This is a genomic window from Bradyrhizobium sp. WYCCWR15520 (genome assembly GCF_056174665.1).
Window position 1 is genome coordinate 1 of record NZ_JBWBWM010000073.1, and the last position, 15,958, is coordinate 15,958.

Sequence of the window (15,958 nt, forward strand, 5' to 3'; positions counted from 1 at the left end):
CGCCGAGCTGCCCAAATGGCTTCACCGCTACAATTGGCACCGGCCGCATGGCAGTATCGGTTCGATGCCGCCGATCAGCAGACTCGCTCTGACCAGGAACAACCTGTTGAGGCTCCACAGCTAGAGCCTTAGCGACAAACGCGGCCTTTCGCTCTGACCCGCAGACCTCTGCGGTGGGACCCGCGCGACTTGCGATGCGCGAGCGGATCGTGATTGTGCTCGCAGGTCAGAACATGTCCAGATCTCCAACCCATGTCCCGGCAAAATCACCCAGCATCAGGTGATCCGTAAACGTCGTTTTGCTCCTACCCTCTCGTGGCGCATGCGATAGGCGAGGTTCGCGATTTCCTTTGAAGGGACCGCCTTGCATTTATTCTTGACTATTATGCTTAAGTCGGACGCGACGGCACCGACTGGAAGTGGTCACGGAAACAGGACACCGTCGTTGGATCTCTAAGGACGAAAAGGCTCGGATATTGGAGGAGACTATGGTTCCGGCCGCCTTTTCCGAGATTGGCCGGCGCGAATGCCCTCCCGGCCACGGGACCGTGGCCACGTCACGTTCTCGAAAGCTTGCCCGATTAGAAGACCTGCTCAGGTGTTTTTGGACGTGAGGCTAGCGTGGACCCGCAAAATTTTGACCCATCGAATTTAACAGCGCGGCCCCAGGTGCAACACGCTGTGCCGCAAGAACATCAAGGAGACCGACCCGGGCAAGAGGCCTTTGAGCAGCAATTGCACGAGGCGCGTCAGGCCGATAATGCGCTGCCCGACGGATGGCCACGCCGTAGTCCCCCTCCCAATGTGTCTAGCGAAGGCCAGCAGTCCCCGGACGAGCTGATGGGTACGCTTGCCAGGAGCAACCTCCTGCCAAGCAAGGAGGTCCTTAAGGCCTATGACGTCACGCAGTTTTGTGCTCGATCTGAGAGATAGATTGGTAACCCCGCATATTGCGATCGACGGACATCTGAGTAAGACCGGCAACCCGAGCCTCCAGGTCCACATAACTGAAAAGCGAGCCTAACCGTTCGTCACTTCCCCGCATCGCATCCCCTAGATCAATCCTGATCCTAGAGAATCACGATCCAAAGTGCTTCGCCACCGACTTCTTCAACAGCCTGCTAGAGCAGTTCTCTCCAGGGGAGCTTCGACGAGATGATGGACCCCCACAGTTGGAAGTGGATCGTCTAGCCCGCCAGTCGCCAATCGACGAATGAGTAAAACGAGCCGTTCGCCGAGCCCGCCACCGTGTGATCACAGTTTTGGCATATCCAGCTCGGCTCGGCGCATCAGGTTCGAGAGTCATTCAAGCATCGGTCTGATCGGCGCCGTCGAGGAACACGCAGCAGTTAGTCGAGAACTATCCTGTGGAGCTCTGATACGGTCCTCGCCGAATAGCTCGCCTCGAGACAGCATTGGACCAATTAGGAGAGGCCCAAAACTAAACGCTGAGCTCGGCGAGAGCCTGGTAAGCGTCGTTCTCAGGCTACGGCTTTGGGGGCTTGAGCGAGGTAGGCCCAGGTAGCTGCTCGATGCCGCGGTTTGGATACCCGTTGACGAGCCTTGTCAGGACGTCGGTCAGATAGGCGAGCGGAGCCGTTGAGCTTGCAAGTCTTGACCAGGGACACGACGACAGCCAGTGTTCGGCTCCGCCGTTGTGTCCGGCAAAGATCGCGTCTTGCGATTGGGTTTGATGCCACGGATTGATCGTTCGACGGTATTGTTGTCGTCGATCCGGCCGTCATCGATGAAGAGCGTTAAGCTTTGCCAGCGCTAGAGGGCCTAGCGGATGGCTTCGGCGAGGTTGATCTTCTGGGTGATGAGAGCCAGCTTGGCCCGCAGCCAGGCCTCGAAGGCAGTGGTCGGCTCTTCTGCTGCCGCACGAGGCGACGCTGCTCCGCGCTGCGGCCGCAGATCTCCTTCTCAGTCGCATAGCGCGATCGTCTAGTCTAAGAGCATCGGGTCTTGAATCTCGCCCGGTGCTCGGGCGCGGCAGCGGCTCGTTCCATCCGGCTTCTACGAGATCGCACAGATCCCCCGCGCGCGGCTGCTGCCTGCCACGCGACCTCACCGGATCCTCTGATCTGGTGGGTAAATTGCGGGGGATCTATCACCGAAACATTGTCGATCGTCTCGGATCGCTTTGCCGTGATGGCATCAGTCTCGGTTTCAGCTCGTGCCCTGCCCCCTCGCTCGAGCGCGAATTGAGCAACTAGGTGGGCTGCATCTCCGGGTCCCGGCAAGCGCCAACTGGAGGCTTAGGCGCAAACGCGGCCTTTTTCGCTCTGACCCCGCCGATCTCTGTCCGGGACGCGCGCGACTATGATGCGCGGGCTGGCCGTGGTTGTACCAGTGTCGATGGACCTCTCCGTATCACTCTAGCTCGTTGTGGCGCCCATCGTTCGTAACGGCCCTCGCCAGAAGCTCCTTGTGATGACTTGATGACCGCTGCACCTTGGCCGCTCGTCTTGGGAAGCGGCCTCGCCTTCATGGCAGGCTCTGGCATGCAACTCCCTAATCAGCCCGGATCCTTAAATCACCCGAACGGGCGTAGAGGCCACACCACGAAGCTCGACAATTGCCACCGATGACGAGCGCACCGTCAAGCGTGTAACCGACGCGCTTTGAAAATGCACCAAGTTGCGAGCCATGAAGAACTATGCCGGGCACCGATTGAGCCCGTAGCTCGGACACAATGATGGTGATCTGTCAGGAAACGTCGCGCCGCTTGTTTATCTCGGGTGAAGTGATGACTTTCATCCGCGCGATGGCTTATCAATTTGCGTCGGTGCACGGACGACGTCATCGGATATAAGACGGCAACACGTCGGACGAGAGTATGAACCGCGCTCAGGGGATTTGCAGCTCATCTTCATGCAACGAGATTTCGGAAGACCCAATCGTACGCAGCGTCAGATTGTGGTGTTTCCGACACTGGCGACAATACTTGCTGACAGATTAGCAAGAAGCGAAATGTCTCAACCGCCATGACAGGCATCGGCTTTCCGTCCAGATGACCACGAATGGAGAGTCTCGGCGCCAGCGAAGGCCCTCTGGTTCCTTCAAAGGTGCTTTGCTGCTTGATGCGCGGTGCTTTTTATTCAATTCCCCGTGGCTGCGTCAGCAAGCCTGAGATTTATAAAATATTCCATGCAACGAGCTCTCGAAGGGACTTGAATCGCACGTAGCGTCAGATTGTAGGGTTTCGTACATCAGTCGCGACAATGCGTCGCGCAACAACTCCTGACAGGTAGCAAGAATTGCGAATGTCCCCAACCCATAGGGCCACGCCCAACCCCATCACGCTCCTCGATCAGTCCACCCGAAGGCCTGTTGGCAACGTCGCCTACGCGCCGGACGGGGTACCCGCGCCAGCCAGGTTGAGGCTGCAACAGCACGAGGAGCTCAAGAGCAGCCCTCGCTGCCTTGTTCTCGTTGTCGCGCGGGAAACAAAGTTGAGTCCAAGCTCGGCATGTGTCGCCGCTCGTCGCGAGAGGTGGAATGCAGACGGCGGAACCACCCGAACCACATGCCCGATAACGCCACTGCGAGGACGGACCCGTCATTCGTCGGTGTGCCAGATGGGCCGGAGCCTAGCGGGCGTGTTAGATCTGTCTGAATGCCGGGTCTCTTCCGCTCCTGATGCACGTCACCGACCAACAAGACAATCTTTTCATAGTCCGCGGTGCATTGGCTGTTTCGTCCACGCTAGCGGCATCTAGAACATCGGCCCGCTGCGGGGGGACGATACGTCTTTACGCGTTCAAGGTTGCATTTGCCGTGGCCAAACGGCCTCACAGGTCGATGGCATAGCAAGGCTCACCGCAGAGTCAGGACAACATGGGAAGCTTCCAAATGTCTCCTATCAGCTCGGATGCCAATCCAGCCATTCTCTCTTTTGCTTTGGTTTCGATTGCGCGTGCTGGCGATGCATTCGCCGAGCCAATGACCAGAAGCACTGCCGAGATTGGCGCAAAGATGCACGAGGGTCCTGCCACAGCGCTTGATGCTTTGACTGATTCTGGGCTGGTTCCCGACATCAAGACCACGTCGAGTGTCAAGGACGCATGCGATCCACAGCAGACGGCCGAAATTAATCGGCAGGCAATGAGCAGAGCGAGATTGGCCGTCAGCAACATTGCTCTTCTTGGTAGGTACCGTGTCCCGACGTTTACGTTGAAGCTGGAGAACTCAATTTCGCCCGACTTCATGGTCGACGGTGATCTGCGTGGTAGTTTTGGCATGAAGAGGCAATGAAATGCGAACGCTGCTGGTTGATCATGATGAGCACCTTGCGCGCGCTGTGCAAGGTGCGCTTTCGGATTGCGGTTTTGCGGTTGATGTGGCGGGCACTCTGGATGAGGCGGCGACCGCTCTGGATTACGCCAAGTACGACATTCTCCTGCTCGAGTTGGCTCTACCGGATGGAAGCGGCCTGGACTGGCTGAAGCGGTTGAGACGCGACGGACATTTTATGCCTGCCATGGTGATGAGCAGCCGCAATGATCTCGGTAGGCGGATCGCCATTTTCAATGGTGGTGCAGACGATTTTCTGCCCAAGCCCGTGTCTACTGATGAACTCATCGCTCGGATGCGAGCCATTCTGAGGCGATCAACGCAAATGACAGCCCCCGTCGTTGTGTTTGGTAATCTAAAATTCGATCCGATCGCCCGGCAAGTTTCAGTTGGTGGTCGGCCGCTCAAGATTGCACGCCGCGAGGTGTGCATTCTTGAGCATCTGCTTAGCCGCGCAGGCCGCGCCGTGTCACGCGCGTCGCTGGAGGATAGCCTCTATGCGTTTGACAACGAGGTCTCTACCAATGCGCTTGAAGTCGCAATCTATCGCTTGCGCGGTCATTTGAATCAGTCTGGTGCAACGCTACGGATCACGACCGCACGCGGCGTCGGCTATATCCTTGAATTGAATAGCGCGGCATCGGCCGCCTAGTCGATCGAACTTGAAAGCAAAGACTACCTTGAAGATCGCTCTTGATAATGAGGGTGGCAGCGATCGACGCTCGATCGTCGCTAGCGCTATCTGGTCTGTCGTTTGTCCTTCTCTTTCCCACCTCCTGTGCGCGGTCGCTTTGCTATCACCACCAACTGCCGCAGCTCAGACAACGCGAGACGCTGGAGGGAGGCCGCCGCGCGCGCCCTCTAGCAGTATCAATGGGACGGTGGACCTTTCCTCCTCGCTCGGCAAGACAATTCATCTGCCCGGGCCGGCGGCGAGCATCTTTGTTGCCGACCCGACGATCGCGGATTATCAGGCCCCATCGAACACGACCATCTTCGTCTTTGGCAAGAAGTCCGGACGGACCAGCCTGTTCGCTTTGAACGACAATGGGGAAGCTCTCGCCGAGTTGCGTGTTGTCGTGACGCAACCGATCGAGGATCTGCGTGCCATGCTGAAGGCCCAGGTCGGCGACTATCCGATCCAAGTCAGCTATACCCCCCGCGGCGCGATCCTTAACGGCACGGCTCCCAATGCCGATGTCGTTGCCACTGCCGTGAAGGTCACAGAGCAGTTTCTCGGTCCGGGTGCGCTTGTCGTCAATAAAATTCAGGTCGCGGGGTCATTACAGGTCAATCTGAGCGTTCGCGTAGCGGAGGTCTCACGCAGCGCCATCAAGGAGCTCGGCATCAACCTCTCCGCTTTGGGGCAGAATGGCACTTTTTTCTTTAGCAGCGGCAAAGGTGCTGGTTCCGGCACGGCTAGCGGAGGCGGCAAGGCAGGTATCGGCTTCAGCGCCGGTAGTATCAACGTCGGCGCTGTTCTCGACGCGCTCGCCAGCGAGCACCTCGCTTCAGTGCTGGCTGAGCCGAACCTCACCGCAATGTCCGGTGAGTCCGCGAGCTTCCTGGCGGGCGGCGAATTTCCAATTCCCGTCATGCAGGACAACCGACAGGTTTCGATCCAATTTCGTCACTTCGGAGTGAGCCTCGATTTCGTCCCGACCGTTCTTAACAACAATCAAATCAATGTCCGCGTCAAACCTGAGGTCAGCGAGATTTCAAAAGAAGGCGAGGTCAAGGTGAACGGTATGGCCGTGCCTGCCCTCTCTACAAGGCGTGCGGAGACCGTTATCGAGCTTGGGAGCGGACAAAGCTTTGCAATAGGCGGGCTAATCAGGCGTAACTTCAGCACGGATATCAGTACTTTTCCTTGGTTAGGCGACGTTCCCATTCTCGGTGCACTGTTTCGCTCTTCGTCCTTTCAAAAGCAGGAGACGGAGCTTGTTATTATTGTCACGCCTTACATTGTCCGGCCAGCGTCGAATCCGAACCGGATGAGCGCGCCCGCCGACCGCATCGGACCGCCCTCAGATCTGGGGCGCACATTGACGAACACGTTGGCGAGCCCGCCGCGAGGCCGCGACGCTCCGCGCACCAGTGTACCAGGCGCGACAGGCGGTGCCGGCTTTATTATCGAATAAGGATCGCCGAATGACTTTACGAGCCCTGCCCCATCTGTTCGTTCTGATGGCGAGCCTAGGCGGCTGCACAAGCACTGCTCTGGTCAATACCGGGGCGGCTGAACAAGCAACCGTGGTGCAGCAGCAGAACAGTGTCTTGGTGCTGCAGAGCCTTCGTGGCCTCGAGCGGTATCGGCTGAGGGATTTCATTGCCGGCGCCAGCCGCGGTCGGTTTGATGCGCTCCATCTCGATATCACCGGCTCGCCCCGGCTCGCCGCGCAGGTAGCCAGCGAGGCCCGCGCAATGGGCGTCGCGCCTTACAACGTCCGCCTGTTCGGCCCTCGCATCGACCGGCCTGTCGGCTTCGCGGTGCAAATCGAGGCCATTGTCTATGAAGCACGTCCTCCCGTCTGTCCGTCTCTTTCGATCATTGGTCCCTCGGTTAACGATAATTCGTTCGACCAGACGCTAGGCTGCTCAATCCGCAACAATCTGGGAATCATGGTCAACGATCCGGGCGACCTGCTGGACAATAGAGCTGTCATGGCAACAAAAGGCGATCGTGCCGCCATTCCTGTTGCCACATATGGGTCCATGGGACGGCGCAACAAGAGCGACTTGGAAGATGGAATTGCCAACAGGTCCCCGCCAGAAACCGGGTCAACGGCAACGAGGGATATACAGTCGCCACGATAGTGCGCGCCGGATCGCGTCGCAATCATTGCTGCCAAACGCAATGTCTAGACCAGCCCGGCGGAATAGAGTGCTCGCGCAACCCCTTCAAAGCACTTCCCAGGAACGGCGTTGCCCAGCATGGCATTCCGCATGAGCTGACGCGCCAGGGCCGGGTCCTGAACAATGCTGAGGCGCAGCGACTGCGCCTCAGCAAGCAGTCGTGAGGCAAGTTCGCCCTCACCACGGCAAACCACGATCGGTACGCCGGTCTCGCCACGAATGTAGCGAAGCCCAATCAAGATCGCTTGTCCTGTCACTATCAGTGTCGCGCGATGCACGCCAAGCGGAGGCTCGTTCGCCGTCTCCTGACGAAGGCGACGGTGTTCTCGTTTGACCTGCGGATTGCCCTGCTGTTCCTTGGACTCGCGCTTGGCCTCTGTCTCCGTCATGCGCATGTCCTGTAAAAACAACCAGCGCTGGATAAGAAGATCGGCCAATCCGGCGATCAAAAAAGCACCGGCAGCAATTTCGGTCAGCAATTTGATCTCAGTGAAGACGAAGCTGAGACACCCCATACCGCAGGTTGGCAAGTATACCAGCGCCTTCCAACTTGCGATAACCGGGAGCAGCAAGCTTGCGCCGAGAACGCACACTTTAAGAAGCGACTTCGAGAGTTCAATGAGCGACCGCTTAGACGCAATCCGCTTGAGCCCCTTCATGGGGTCCAATTTCTCGAATTTCGGCTTTAAGGACTCGAAAGAGACGTTTAATCCACCATTGGCCAGGACCCCCGCTAGAACACCAGCGGCAACACCGGCCCCGAGAAATGGACCAACGGCCGCAAGAAACAGTTCGATCAGGCCGCCCAGCGCCTGCTGGACCGCGCTTGTGAACGGCTGCTCCTGCAGTTTGTCGACTAGCCGTACTGTTTCATACCAGTTGGTCTCAATGAGGCCCGCTCTTAACCAGAGGCAGCCGAAACCGGCGCAAACACTGACTGCGCTGACCAAATCGGTGCTGCGCGGAGTCTGCCCTTTCTTGCGCGCATCTTTTAGCTTCTTGGGAGTGGGAGGGAGCTTCTTCTCTTCGCTCGAGCCACTCATTTAAGGAGGTTCTTGAACAACTCGAGCACGGTGTTGGACTGACTGATTTCCGATCCCATATATTCGACGAGGAAGGTGGCGTAACTTACCATGATTGTCGCATACGCCAGATTCTTCATGGTGGGAGAGACATCGTTCAGTTTGAGTTGCGGCGCAAACCGCCCGAGTATCATGACCGACACATCGAGTAGCAGCAGGAATGCCAACACCGGGCCAGAGACCAGTAGCGCCGTATACATGATGTGCCCGAGAAGCCCCAGAAATGCCATCGCGCCTTGCACGGTCAAGCTAGGCATCAGTCGATACACGGGCCAGATCAAATAGCTGCCATAAAGGCCCCTAATCATATTCTCCAATCCCCCGGCTAGAACGAAAATTGCAATCGCAGTGGTACCGAGTAAAACCGCCGTCGCCGAAGCCTGGCCACGCGTGGCTGGATCATCGGAAGCAACAGGGTTCGTAATCCCCCGTTGGGTATCGATGATCTCACCCACTGCCTGGATGCTCCATAACGGAATACTGAGCAAAAAGCCGATGAGCAGGCCGACGAACATCTCCTTCAAACCGAGCAGCGTGACACTGATCAGTCGTGAGCCCTGATCCAACGACTGCAAGCCGTGCCTGATCTGCAACAGGCATGGCAGTCCCATCGCAAAGGTCACGCAGCCGCGGATCAGCCCGCTAATGCGCGGCAGCGTAAATACGGGAAGGACCAACATAATGCCAAGGGCGCGGGCTGCCGCGAGCCCGGCTGCAAGCGCGAGTTCGATCGCCTCCTGGATCAGAGTTTGCGTTTCGGTGAGTGAGGGGACGTTCATCTAACGTCGACTAATACTTGCTGTGAGTGCGGGAAAGTCGGTAAATACCTGCTCGGCTTCCTTGATAAGCGCGGCACTGAGCACTGGAGAGAACAAAGCGATCACCGCGACAACGACCAGAAGCTTCACAGTCAGTGGCAACGTTTGATCCTGAAGCTGCGTTGCCGCTTGGATGATGCCGACGACCAATCCGACAACGACCGCCGCGATAAGCGTAGGCAGAACCCAGATCATGAAGAGCACAAGTGACCGGCTCATATGAGTGAGAATGCTCGCCTCATCCATGCTCAGCCTCCCGGCGTTGTGTAGCTGAGCACCAGCCCATGCATAAGCCGCGACCAGCCGTCGATTGAGACGAATAGGAACAGCTTAAAAGGCACGGATATCACCGTTGGCGAAACCATCGACATACCCATGGCCATCAAGATGGTCGTTACAATCAGATCGATGGTGATAAAGGGCAGATAGAGAAGAAAACCAATTTCGAATCCACGCTTGAGTTCCGAAATTAGGAAAGATGGCACCAGAATGACCAGGTCATCGGCGCTCACGTTGCCGCGCATTTCCTCGGGCCAGACCTGTTCGGTTGAAGCCAAGAAGAAACGGCGCTGCTCGTCAGCGGTGAACTTCTTCAGATGCCCGCGCAGCGGCTCCTGCGCGTCCTTTGCGGCGCTCAGCCAATCGTCGACCGTTTGGTAGCGGAGTTGTGGCGCAGAAAGGCGATTATAGGTCTGTTCAATCACTGGCGCGCTAATGAAAACTGTCAGGATCAGCGCCGCCCCGTATAGGACGAGGTTCGGTGGGATAGATTGAGTCCCGAGCGCGTTGCGAACGAGGAAGAGCACGACGGATACTTTTATGAACGCTGTGCTTGTTACGACTAGAAACGCCAGCAGGCCAAGGCCGGCTGTGAGCGCAAGAAGACCAAGAATTCCCGGTTGAATGTCAGTCATTGACGGCCAACCTGCCCCGCAACCTGACGCCGAGCTCCCCGCCGATGCTTACGATGTCCCCGCGGCCTATGCGGCGGCCGTTAGCAAGGATATCAACCGGTCCGTCGAGCGGCCGACCAAGTTCGAACACATGTCCCTCGCTGATATCCCTCAAGGCTCCGATTGCGACAGTCCAGCGGCCGCATTCGAAAACAAGAGTAATCTCGATGTTGTCGAGATCACCTTCAGAGGGCGGCCGGGGTTTTTCGGATTGGGTCATCATATGTGCACACTCCAGGGGATGTGGTTGGAGGCGGAATGCCCCCCGTACGATCAAGCGATCCTCTGCAACCTGGGCCGGAGCCCATAAGGTTCCCGTGTTGAGGATGGCTTGGCCACGGGCGATCGGTATTACGTCCGGCAATAGAGCGTCTCCTGCATTTACTTTCCGTAGCAACGCGACTGTCGCACGGAGCGAGCCGATCTCTCCCTTAACGATGACAGGCAATTCTGAGGGAAGCTGGCGATCCTCTCGCGGCAGCTGCCTGAGCAGTCCGCCTAACGCCCGAAACGCAGGTGGAACTGAATCATCGAGAGAAGAGAACAGAAACAGGCGCGCTTTGCCCTTGAATGGGCCGAAGGTGATTTCGAGCTCCAGATAAGGACCTCGAGCCGTCGCTTCGCTCAAACAGATCAGCTGCAACTTCTGTTGCGTCAGACCCTCTAGTTGATTGAGCAACGGATCGAGTGCAAATTCGACGAGGAGCGAACGAGTGGGCTCGGCAGGTAGGCCAAGCCCGCTTTGCACCGTCGCGATCAGCCCTTCTACAACCGGACGGGCCAATGATAAGACGATTGTTTCATGTCCAATGGCCCAAACGCAGTCGAGCATCGATACCGCACACGGCTCCGGCCCCCAGACAAGCCGTTCCATCCGCACGGATAGCGGCTTATCACTTAGACGGCTTTGCAGAGGCTTGCGGGCAGCAGCGATCTCGTTGAGCCAGGAGACGACCGAAGGGGACAGGATTAGCGCCGGTTTAAATCCCGATTGTTCACCCGTAGCCATGGTCACAGGCGCGTCTACAAGACAAGGCGCTTTCCCTAGCATAAGAGAAGAAGCCATCAGAATTCAGTCGCTAGCCGTGTGAGTACGCGAACCACTGCCATACCGAAGCAAAACCTCATCATCGGCCTCTATCTCGGCTTTCACCTCTGAATGGGCATCACTCGCGCGCTGAACGTCGCCTTCAATTTGCTGCCATTTGTGACTCGCAGCTGAGCACTTAGTCAAAGTAGTCCTCGCCTCGAAGACCGCCGTCTCGGCCCGCTCTTGAGCGGCGCGCGCTTCCTCAAGCGTTCGGCGTGCTCCTGCGATCTCAGCTTTGAGCCGTCCAATGACGATGTGACAGCGACGATCGAGCTCTTCGACAGATAGCGAATCAGATGATGCCAGTTCTCGGTAAAGCTGCGCTTCGAGCGCCGCTTGGCTTTTTTCGGCCGTTGCAAGATCCCGGACAGCTTGTTCCACCGCTTGAAGCGCGGTGCGGCGCTGGGCCTCCATGTTGGACACCTCACGAAGGGCGCTCCGCTGTCTCATATCCTTCACTAGCCGCAATTTCGAGGCATGGGCACGATTCACGCGGTCAGACGTGACATCCATTTGATCGTCTCCTCAAAGCTTGACGCCTCGTCTCCGCCCTGACGCAGGAATTTCCGCAACTCCTCGATTGAATTGATTGCCCGGTCTGTCAGAGGATCACTGCCTTGCTTATATTCGCCAACCTTCACCAAGAACTCGGCCTCGGCGTAGCGGGAGAGCAGATCACGGAAGAAGGAAGCCGCCTTTCGATGCGATACAGAGACGACCGCATTCATCACACGGCTGCGGCTTGACAATACGTCAATAGCTGGAAAATGCTCGCGTGCAGCCAAAAGGCGTGAGAGAACAACGTGGCCATCAAGAATGCCTCGTGATTCTTCGGCGATTGGATCACCCGAGCCGTCGCCTTCGACAAGCACAGTATAGAAGGCCGTGATTGAGCCGCGCTCGCCCATGCCGGCACGCTCCAACAGGCCAGGAAGCATCGCAAAAACCGATGGCGGAAAGCCGCGCCGCGTCGGCGGCTCTCCTGCGGCAAGGCCAATTTCGCGCATGGCGCGGCTGAAGCGCGTCAATGAGTCCATCATCAGGACGACGCGAAGTCCTTCATCACGAAAATATTCAGCGAGTGCCGTCGCCATGTGAGCGCATTGCGCTCGTTCCATTGCCGAGCGGTCGGAGGTCTCAACGACCACGACGGTGCGGCGAAGCGCTGCCTCACCAAGGTGCTGCTCGATGAATTCCCGCACTTCACGACCGCGTTCACCGATCAACGCGACTATGGTGGCGTCGGCAGCCGCGCCTTTTACAATCTGCGACAGGAGCGTCGACTTACCGCACCCTGGGTCTCCGTAGATGCCGATCCGCTGACCCTCGCCACATGTCAGAAGCCCATCCAAGACACGGACACCGAGTGGGAATGTTCGCTCGATACCGCGCCTTGTCATTGGGTTGGGAGCCTTACCGCGCAGCGGACGAGTTTGAGCGGCGTTGATTGGACCCTTTCCGTCGATTGGCCGGCCGAAGCTGTCGATCACCCGGCCAAGCAAATCGGGGCCGACCGGTACTTCATGCATTCGTCCGGTCGCGACCACTTCTGCTCGGCTGGATAAGCCCGCCATATCACCAATAGGAGTGAGCAATACCCCATCTTGCGATAGGCCGATGACCTCGGCCTCGAGAGACCATCCGGTGCGGGGATCCTGCAACAGGCAAAGCTCCCCTATACGCGCCTCTGGCAAGACGGCGTGGAGCAAGGTGCCGACCGCCCGTGTGATCCGCCCTCGTACAGCACGCGTGTCGATATGCTTTGCTGTAGATTTCAGAGACGATAGCGCGGCGTGCAGATTCCTCTCTCCCTCCGCACGGGTTGCTGATGTGGTCACGGTCCGTCTTCCTTTGAAGGCAAACCCAGGCCAAGGCGTAGAGCTCGGAGCTGCGCGGCAACTCCAATATCTACATTGCCAAATTCGCTCCACAACACGCACTGCTCTGTCGTTAGAGCCGGATCCGGATCAACCCGCACTTTCGGCCGGCCCTCCTGTCCATCGCACGTAGCGAACTCGCGCGCCAGCGCATCGGCTTTCAGAGGAGAGACATGAAGGCAAATTTCCGCGCTACCATATTTTTGCTCGATCGCGTGACGAACGGTCCTCACCAACATCTCGCCTGGATCAAACGCGCCCAGCAGATCGCTCACGATCTCCATGACGAGCTGCGGCAACTCCTGCTCCAGAATGGCTTTTCGCTGCGCAAGTGCGGAAGTCGCCTGCGCGATCAGCCGAGACATTTCCTCGGCGCCACTCTTGAAGCCATCCGCACGGCCGCGCTCCCGCTCCCGCTTATAAGCTGTCCGTCCCCAGCCGCGAACGCGTTGCAGATGCCGCTCGGCAGCCGCTCGCGCTTCTACGGCATCGCACCAGATTCCGATCTCGGCAGCCGGTATGACAGGCCCGAGCGGCCGTATCTGGGGGGCCACCGGCAGCGCTGGGTCATCAGCTGTCATGCCGTGGCGCCTCCCTCAACAAATGGGCTATCACCAAGGAAAGCACTGGGCCCGCGGCATTGCGGTGTTCGGCCGCTGGATTCTCCGCAGCAGTGCCCGTGGGCAAGCGTAACAGCACGCGCGTGCGATCAAGTGCCGAGGCTTCGTTGATCCAAGCACCTAGGCAGGCATGGCCATCGTGTTCAATCTGTTGCGAAAGTAGCTCCGGATCAGCGACAGTGGTGATTGCGACCGCGCTCGCCAAGTTCCGGATACCGAAAGCGTGCGCTTCTGCCCCGATACGGTCGCGCAGAATCGCAAGATGCTGCTTTGAGACGAGCTTTAGGAGCGAGCGAGCATGCCAGATACTGCCGGCAAGCAAAGCAGCCCTATTCGGATCATGGCCGAGCAGAAGATCGTCTCTCCAGTTACGGCCGCTGGAGTCCATTTCATTACCAAGCAGCATTCCAGCAAGTCTTACCTGCAGCCTCGAGCTCTTCTGTAGCCGCACCAAAGTCGAAGCCGACAACCGGCCGTCAAGGCGTGCAGCTAATCGGGTCAGATGGGTAGAAGCAGCAAGCTCGCGCAGGCCCTCAGATAGCGATTCCGACCACGTGTTAGAACCGGTAGATGGCAGCGGTATGGGCATCTGCTCACTCCCTATGCCTTGTCGGAAGCGATCTTCTTACTGGGAGGCAGGATAGCCGGCGTGTTCGAACGGATGCCAAATCTGGATCGCGCGCGCGACGGCTGGGCGCGCTGACGCATAAGAGAGCCTAGGAATATGTAGCACAGAACGCCAACGGCAGCGCCACCTCCCCCGATAGCGGCCGCAAGCAGCGGGTCTGAAGTATATTTGGTCGACTGAGCGGACGCAGCTGGCCGGGCCGGCAGTTCAAGCGGAGCCCGCTCAACTGGCACAAAGACCACCGCCACCTTGTCATAGGAAAGGCCCTCGATGCTGTTGGCGACCAGCATCTTGATCTGCGGTAGCAGAACCGAGAGCTTTGCATTGGAGTTATGTCGAATGAACACCGACGCTGAGGACGGCATCGTGTCCTGGCGCAAGAGATCATTTTTCGGCAAGACAACGTGGACGCGCGCGGATATGACGCCTTCGATATCGCTAATCGTGCGCGACAATTCTTCGCTCAGGGCATAAACGTAGCGGGCGCGCTCCTCGATCGGCGAGGCAACCAGGCCCGATCCTTTGAACACCTCGCCGAGGTTCTTGAAAGGCTGGCGTGGCAAACCTTCTAGATTTAGCAGCTCAATCGAAAAGGCCAACTGCTTCTGCTCGACCTGGATCGTGCTGGTCCCGTCCTTGGCAGTAACACGGACCGCATCGACGCCCTTACTAAGCAGGAGCGCAAGCATCTCATTGGCCTCACGCTCCTGCACTTTGGTGTAGAGATCGGCCTTACAGCCAATCAAGGGGAGGAGAAGCGATAGCACGGCAAAAACACGCAACCGCCGACCGGATAGGCGGGCATGGCCGTTTTGTCCATAGATGAAACCAGACGTCAACGAACTCAACCCGCCGATAGCAATTTGTTCAAAGATGAGCTGACCGCGCTGGTGCTCTTGGACACGAGCGAAACCTCGACGACACCCTTGTAAACGTCTCGCAGACCCGCAACCATCGCGTCGAAGTCGAGCACCCCTTCCGGCTTGCCCGCGGGATTCGTCCCGACTAGCTGCGACCGAGAAAGCGGCTGAGCGGCCGGCCCAGGTTGAACGGCCTTCGAAATGGCCGCCACACCGCCGCTCGTTACAGAAGGAACGGGGTTGCCCCGATACATCGAAGAGAGAGCCTGGAGTACGCGCTCGCCAGGCGGGCTAGCCTGCACTGTTGCACGCTGAACCTCTGACACAGCAGGAATGGACGCCGCCCCATCTGTAACTGAGGAGGCCGCGTCTGATGTCGAAGCGACATGCAAAAGAGTCTGCTGAAACTGGCTCTGCTGGCCGATGGCTGCCGGCTGGCAGAGCCTGGATAGACCGTCTGCAGGGTTCGGAGAGATCGGCGTAGCGCCTAGCATGATCGAAGGTGTCATTGGTTTGGCGTCGATGAGAGTCGACGTTGTTAAGAATTGATGGTCAATACCGTAAAGAGGCGAGCTGACCACAAGCTGACGAATGCGCGAGCCATAAGGCCATTTTAAAGATCACGTTGGGCTTCCAATTTAGGTGAAGCCTTAATACCTGTTCTCAGGCCGAAGGGACTTTGAATTGCTAAGCCGACGCACGATCCTGAACTGAACCGAGTTTGCGGACGCAGGAGTTTTCCTTTGCACCGGGTGACCTTGCCCCACGGGCTTAATCCAGCTTGAAGTTCGTTCTGGCCCACAACAAGGACCAGAGCATGAAGCGCAGCCGCTTTTCGGAAGAGCAGATCATCGGGATTTTGAAGGAGCATGAGGCCG

The 15,958-nt window shown here is 58.0% G+C and carries 16 protein-coding genes and 1 pseudogene; 5 read left to right on the forward strand and 12 right to left on the reverse strand.

The features are described 5' to 3' along the window. Window positions 1-124, forward strand: a 124-nt coding sequence (locus AC0QUY_RS40065; protein ID WP_474417109.1) for an integrase core domain-containing protein, incomplete at its 5' end; no start/stop codon positions are given. A 1,362-nt stretch (window positions 125-1,486) separates the two neighbouring features. Here AC0QUY_RS40065 and AC0QUY_RS40070 read toward each other — a convergent pair. Continuing rightward, window positions 1,487-1,934: pseudogene (locus AC0QUY_RS40070) on the reverse strand (IS66 family transposase); the annotation flags it as partial. Between the two features lie 1,921 nt (window positions 1,935-3,855). Here AC0QUY_RS40070 and AC0QUY_RS40075 point away from each other — a divergent pair. The 4 genes from AC0QUY_RS40075 (at window position 3,856) to AC0QUY_RS40090 (ending at window position 7,113) form a co-directional block, all read left to right on the forward strand. After that, window positions 3,856-4,257 carry a hypothetical protein gene (locus AC0QUY_RS40075; RefSeq protein ID WP_161855429.1) on the forward strand — a complete coding sequence of 134 codons (402 nt, stop codon included), beginning with the start codon at window positions 3,856-3,858 and terminating at the stop codon, window positions 4,255-4,257. 1 nt (window position 4,258) lies between these two features. Continuing rightward, on the forward strand, window positions 4,259-4,948 hold the full coding sequence (locus AC0QUY_RS40080) for a response regulator (RefSeq protein WP_057861906.1): 690 nt from the start codon (window positions 4,259-4,261) through the stop codon (window positions 4,946-4,948). Window positions 4,949-5,021: 73 nt separating this feature from the next. Beyond that, the gene (locus tag AC0QUY_RS40085) at window positions 5,022-6,437 is read left to right on the forward strand and encodes a type II and III secretion system protein family protein (protein WP_245320710.1); all 1,416 of its coding nucleotides are present in this window, start codon (window positions 5,022-5,024) and stop codon (window positions 6,435-6,437) included. Between the two features lie 10 nt (window positions 6,438-6,447). Further along, window positions 6,448-7,113 (forward strand): CpaD family pilus assembly lipoprotein, encoded by a 666-nt coding sequence (locus AC0QUY_RS40090; RefSeq protein WP_161855430.1) that lies wholly within the window; start codon window positions 6,448-6,450, stop codon window positions 7,111-7,113. Window positions 7,114-7,157: 44 nt separating this feature from the next. Here AC0QUY_RS40090 and AC0QUY_RS40095 read toward each other — a convergent pair whose 3' ends face one another. The 11 genes from AC0QUY_RS40095 to AC0QUY_RS40145 all read right to left on the reverse strand — a co-directional run bounded on the left by AC0QUY_RS40095 (window position 7,158) and on the right by AC0QUY_RS40145 (window position 15,589). Beyond that, window positions 7,158-8,195, reverse strand: coding sequence for an EscU/YscU/HrcU family type III secretion system export apparatus switch protein (locus AC0QUY_RS40095; protein ID WP_161855431.1), 1,038 nt, complete (start codon window positions 8,193-8,195; stop codon window positions 7,158-7,160). After that, complete coding sequence (gene sctT / locus AC0QUY_RS40100) at window positions 8,192-9,013, reverse strand: type III secretion system export apparatus subunit SctT (RefSeq protein ID WP_161855432.1); 822 nt, start codon at window positions 9,011-9,013, stop codon at window positions 8,192-8,194. Before sctT ends, AC0QUY_RS40095 begins: the two co-directional genes overlap by 4 nt. After that, window positions 9,014-9,298: an EscS/YscS/HrcS family type III secretion system export apparatus protein gene (locus AC0QUY_RS40105; RefSeq protein WP_028350693.1), complete on the reverse strand. Its 285-nt coding sequence runs from the start codon at window positions 9,296-9,298 to the stop codon at window positions 9,014-9,016. A gap of 2 nt (window positions 9,299-9,300) precedes the next feature. Further along, window positions 9,301-9,966 (reverse strand): type III secretion system export apparatus subunit SctR, encoded by a 666-nt coding sequence (gene sctR, locus AC0QUY_RS40110; RefSeq protein WP_161855433.1) that lies wholly within the window; start codon window positions 9,964-9,966, stop codon window positions 9,301-9,303. After that, window positions 9,959-11,014 (reverse strand): type III secretion system cytoplasmic ring protein SctQ, encoded by a 1,056-nt coding sequence (gene sctQ / locus AC0QUY_RS40115; RefSeq protein WP_161855434.1) that lies wholly within the window; start codon window positions 11,012-11,014, stop codon window positions 9,959-9,961. The genes sctR and sctQ overlap by 8 nt, the downstream gene beginning before the upstream one ends. A gap of 63 nt (window positions 11,015-11,077) precedes the next feature. Next, window positions 11,078-11,608 (reverse strand): YscO family type III secretion system apparatus protein, encoded by a 531-nt coding sequence (locus AC0QUY_RS40120; protein WP_161855435.1) that lies wholly within the window; start codon window positions 11,606-11,608, stop codon window positions 11,078-11,080. Next, window positions 11,584-12,933: a type III secretion system ATPase SctN gene (gene sctN / locus AC0QUY_RS40125; RefSeq protein WP_305764713.1), complete on the reverse strand. Its 1,350-nt coding sequence runs from the start codon at window positions 12,931-12,933 to the stop codon at window positions 11,584-11,586. The genes AC0QUY_RS40120 and sctN overlap by 25 nt, the downstream gene beginning before the upstream one ends. Further along, window positions 12,930-13,553, reverse strand: a complete 624-nt coding sequence (sctL, locus tag AC0QUY_RS40130) for a type III secretion system stator protein SctL (protein WP_475391451.1) — start codon at window positions 13,551-13,553, stop codon at window positions 12,930-12,932. Before sctL ends, sctN begins: the two co-directional genes overlap by 4 nt. Continuing rightward, window positions 13,543-14,181 carry a nodulation protein NolU gene (locus tag AC0QUY_RS40135; RefSeq protein WP_161855437.1) on the reverse strand — a complete coding sequence of 213 codons (639 nt, stop codon included), beginning with the start codon at window positions 14,179-14,181 and terminating at the stop codon, window positions 13,543-13,545. The genes sctL and AC0QUY_RS40135 overlap by 11 nt, the downstream gene beginning before the upstream one ends. Window positions 14,182-14,192: 11 nt before the next feature. Beyond that, window positions 14,193-15,059, reverse strand: a complete 867-nt coding sequence (gene sctJ / locus AC0QUY_RS40140; RefSeq protein WP_475391452.1) for a type III secretion system inner membrane ring lipoprotein SctJ — start codon at window positions 15,057-15,059, stop codon at window positions 14,193-14,195. A 5-nt stretch (window positions 15,060-15,064) separates the two neighbouring features. Then, entirely contained in the window at window positions 15,065-15,589 is a 525-nt protein-coding gene (locus AC0QUY_RS40145; protein ID WP_371419324.1) for a nodulation protein NolB, read from the reverse strand. Window positions 15,590-15,958: the final 369 nt, after the last annotated feature.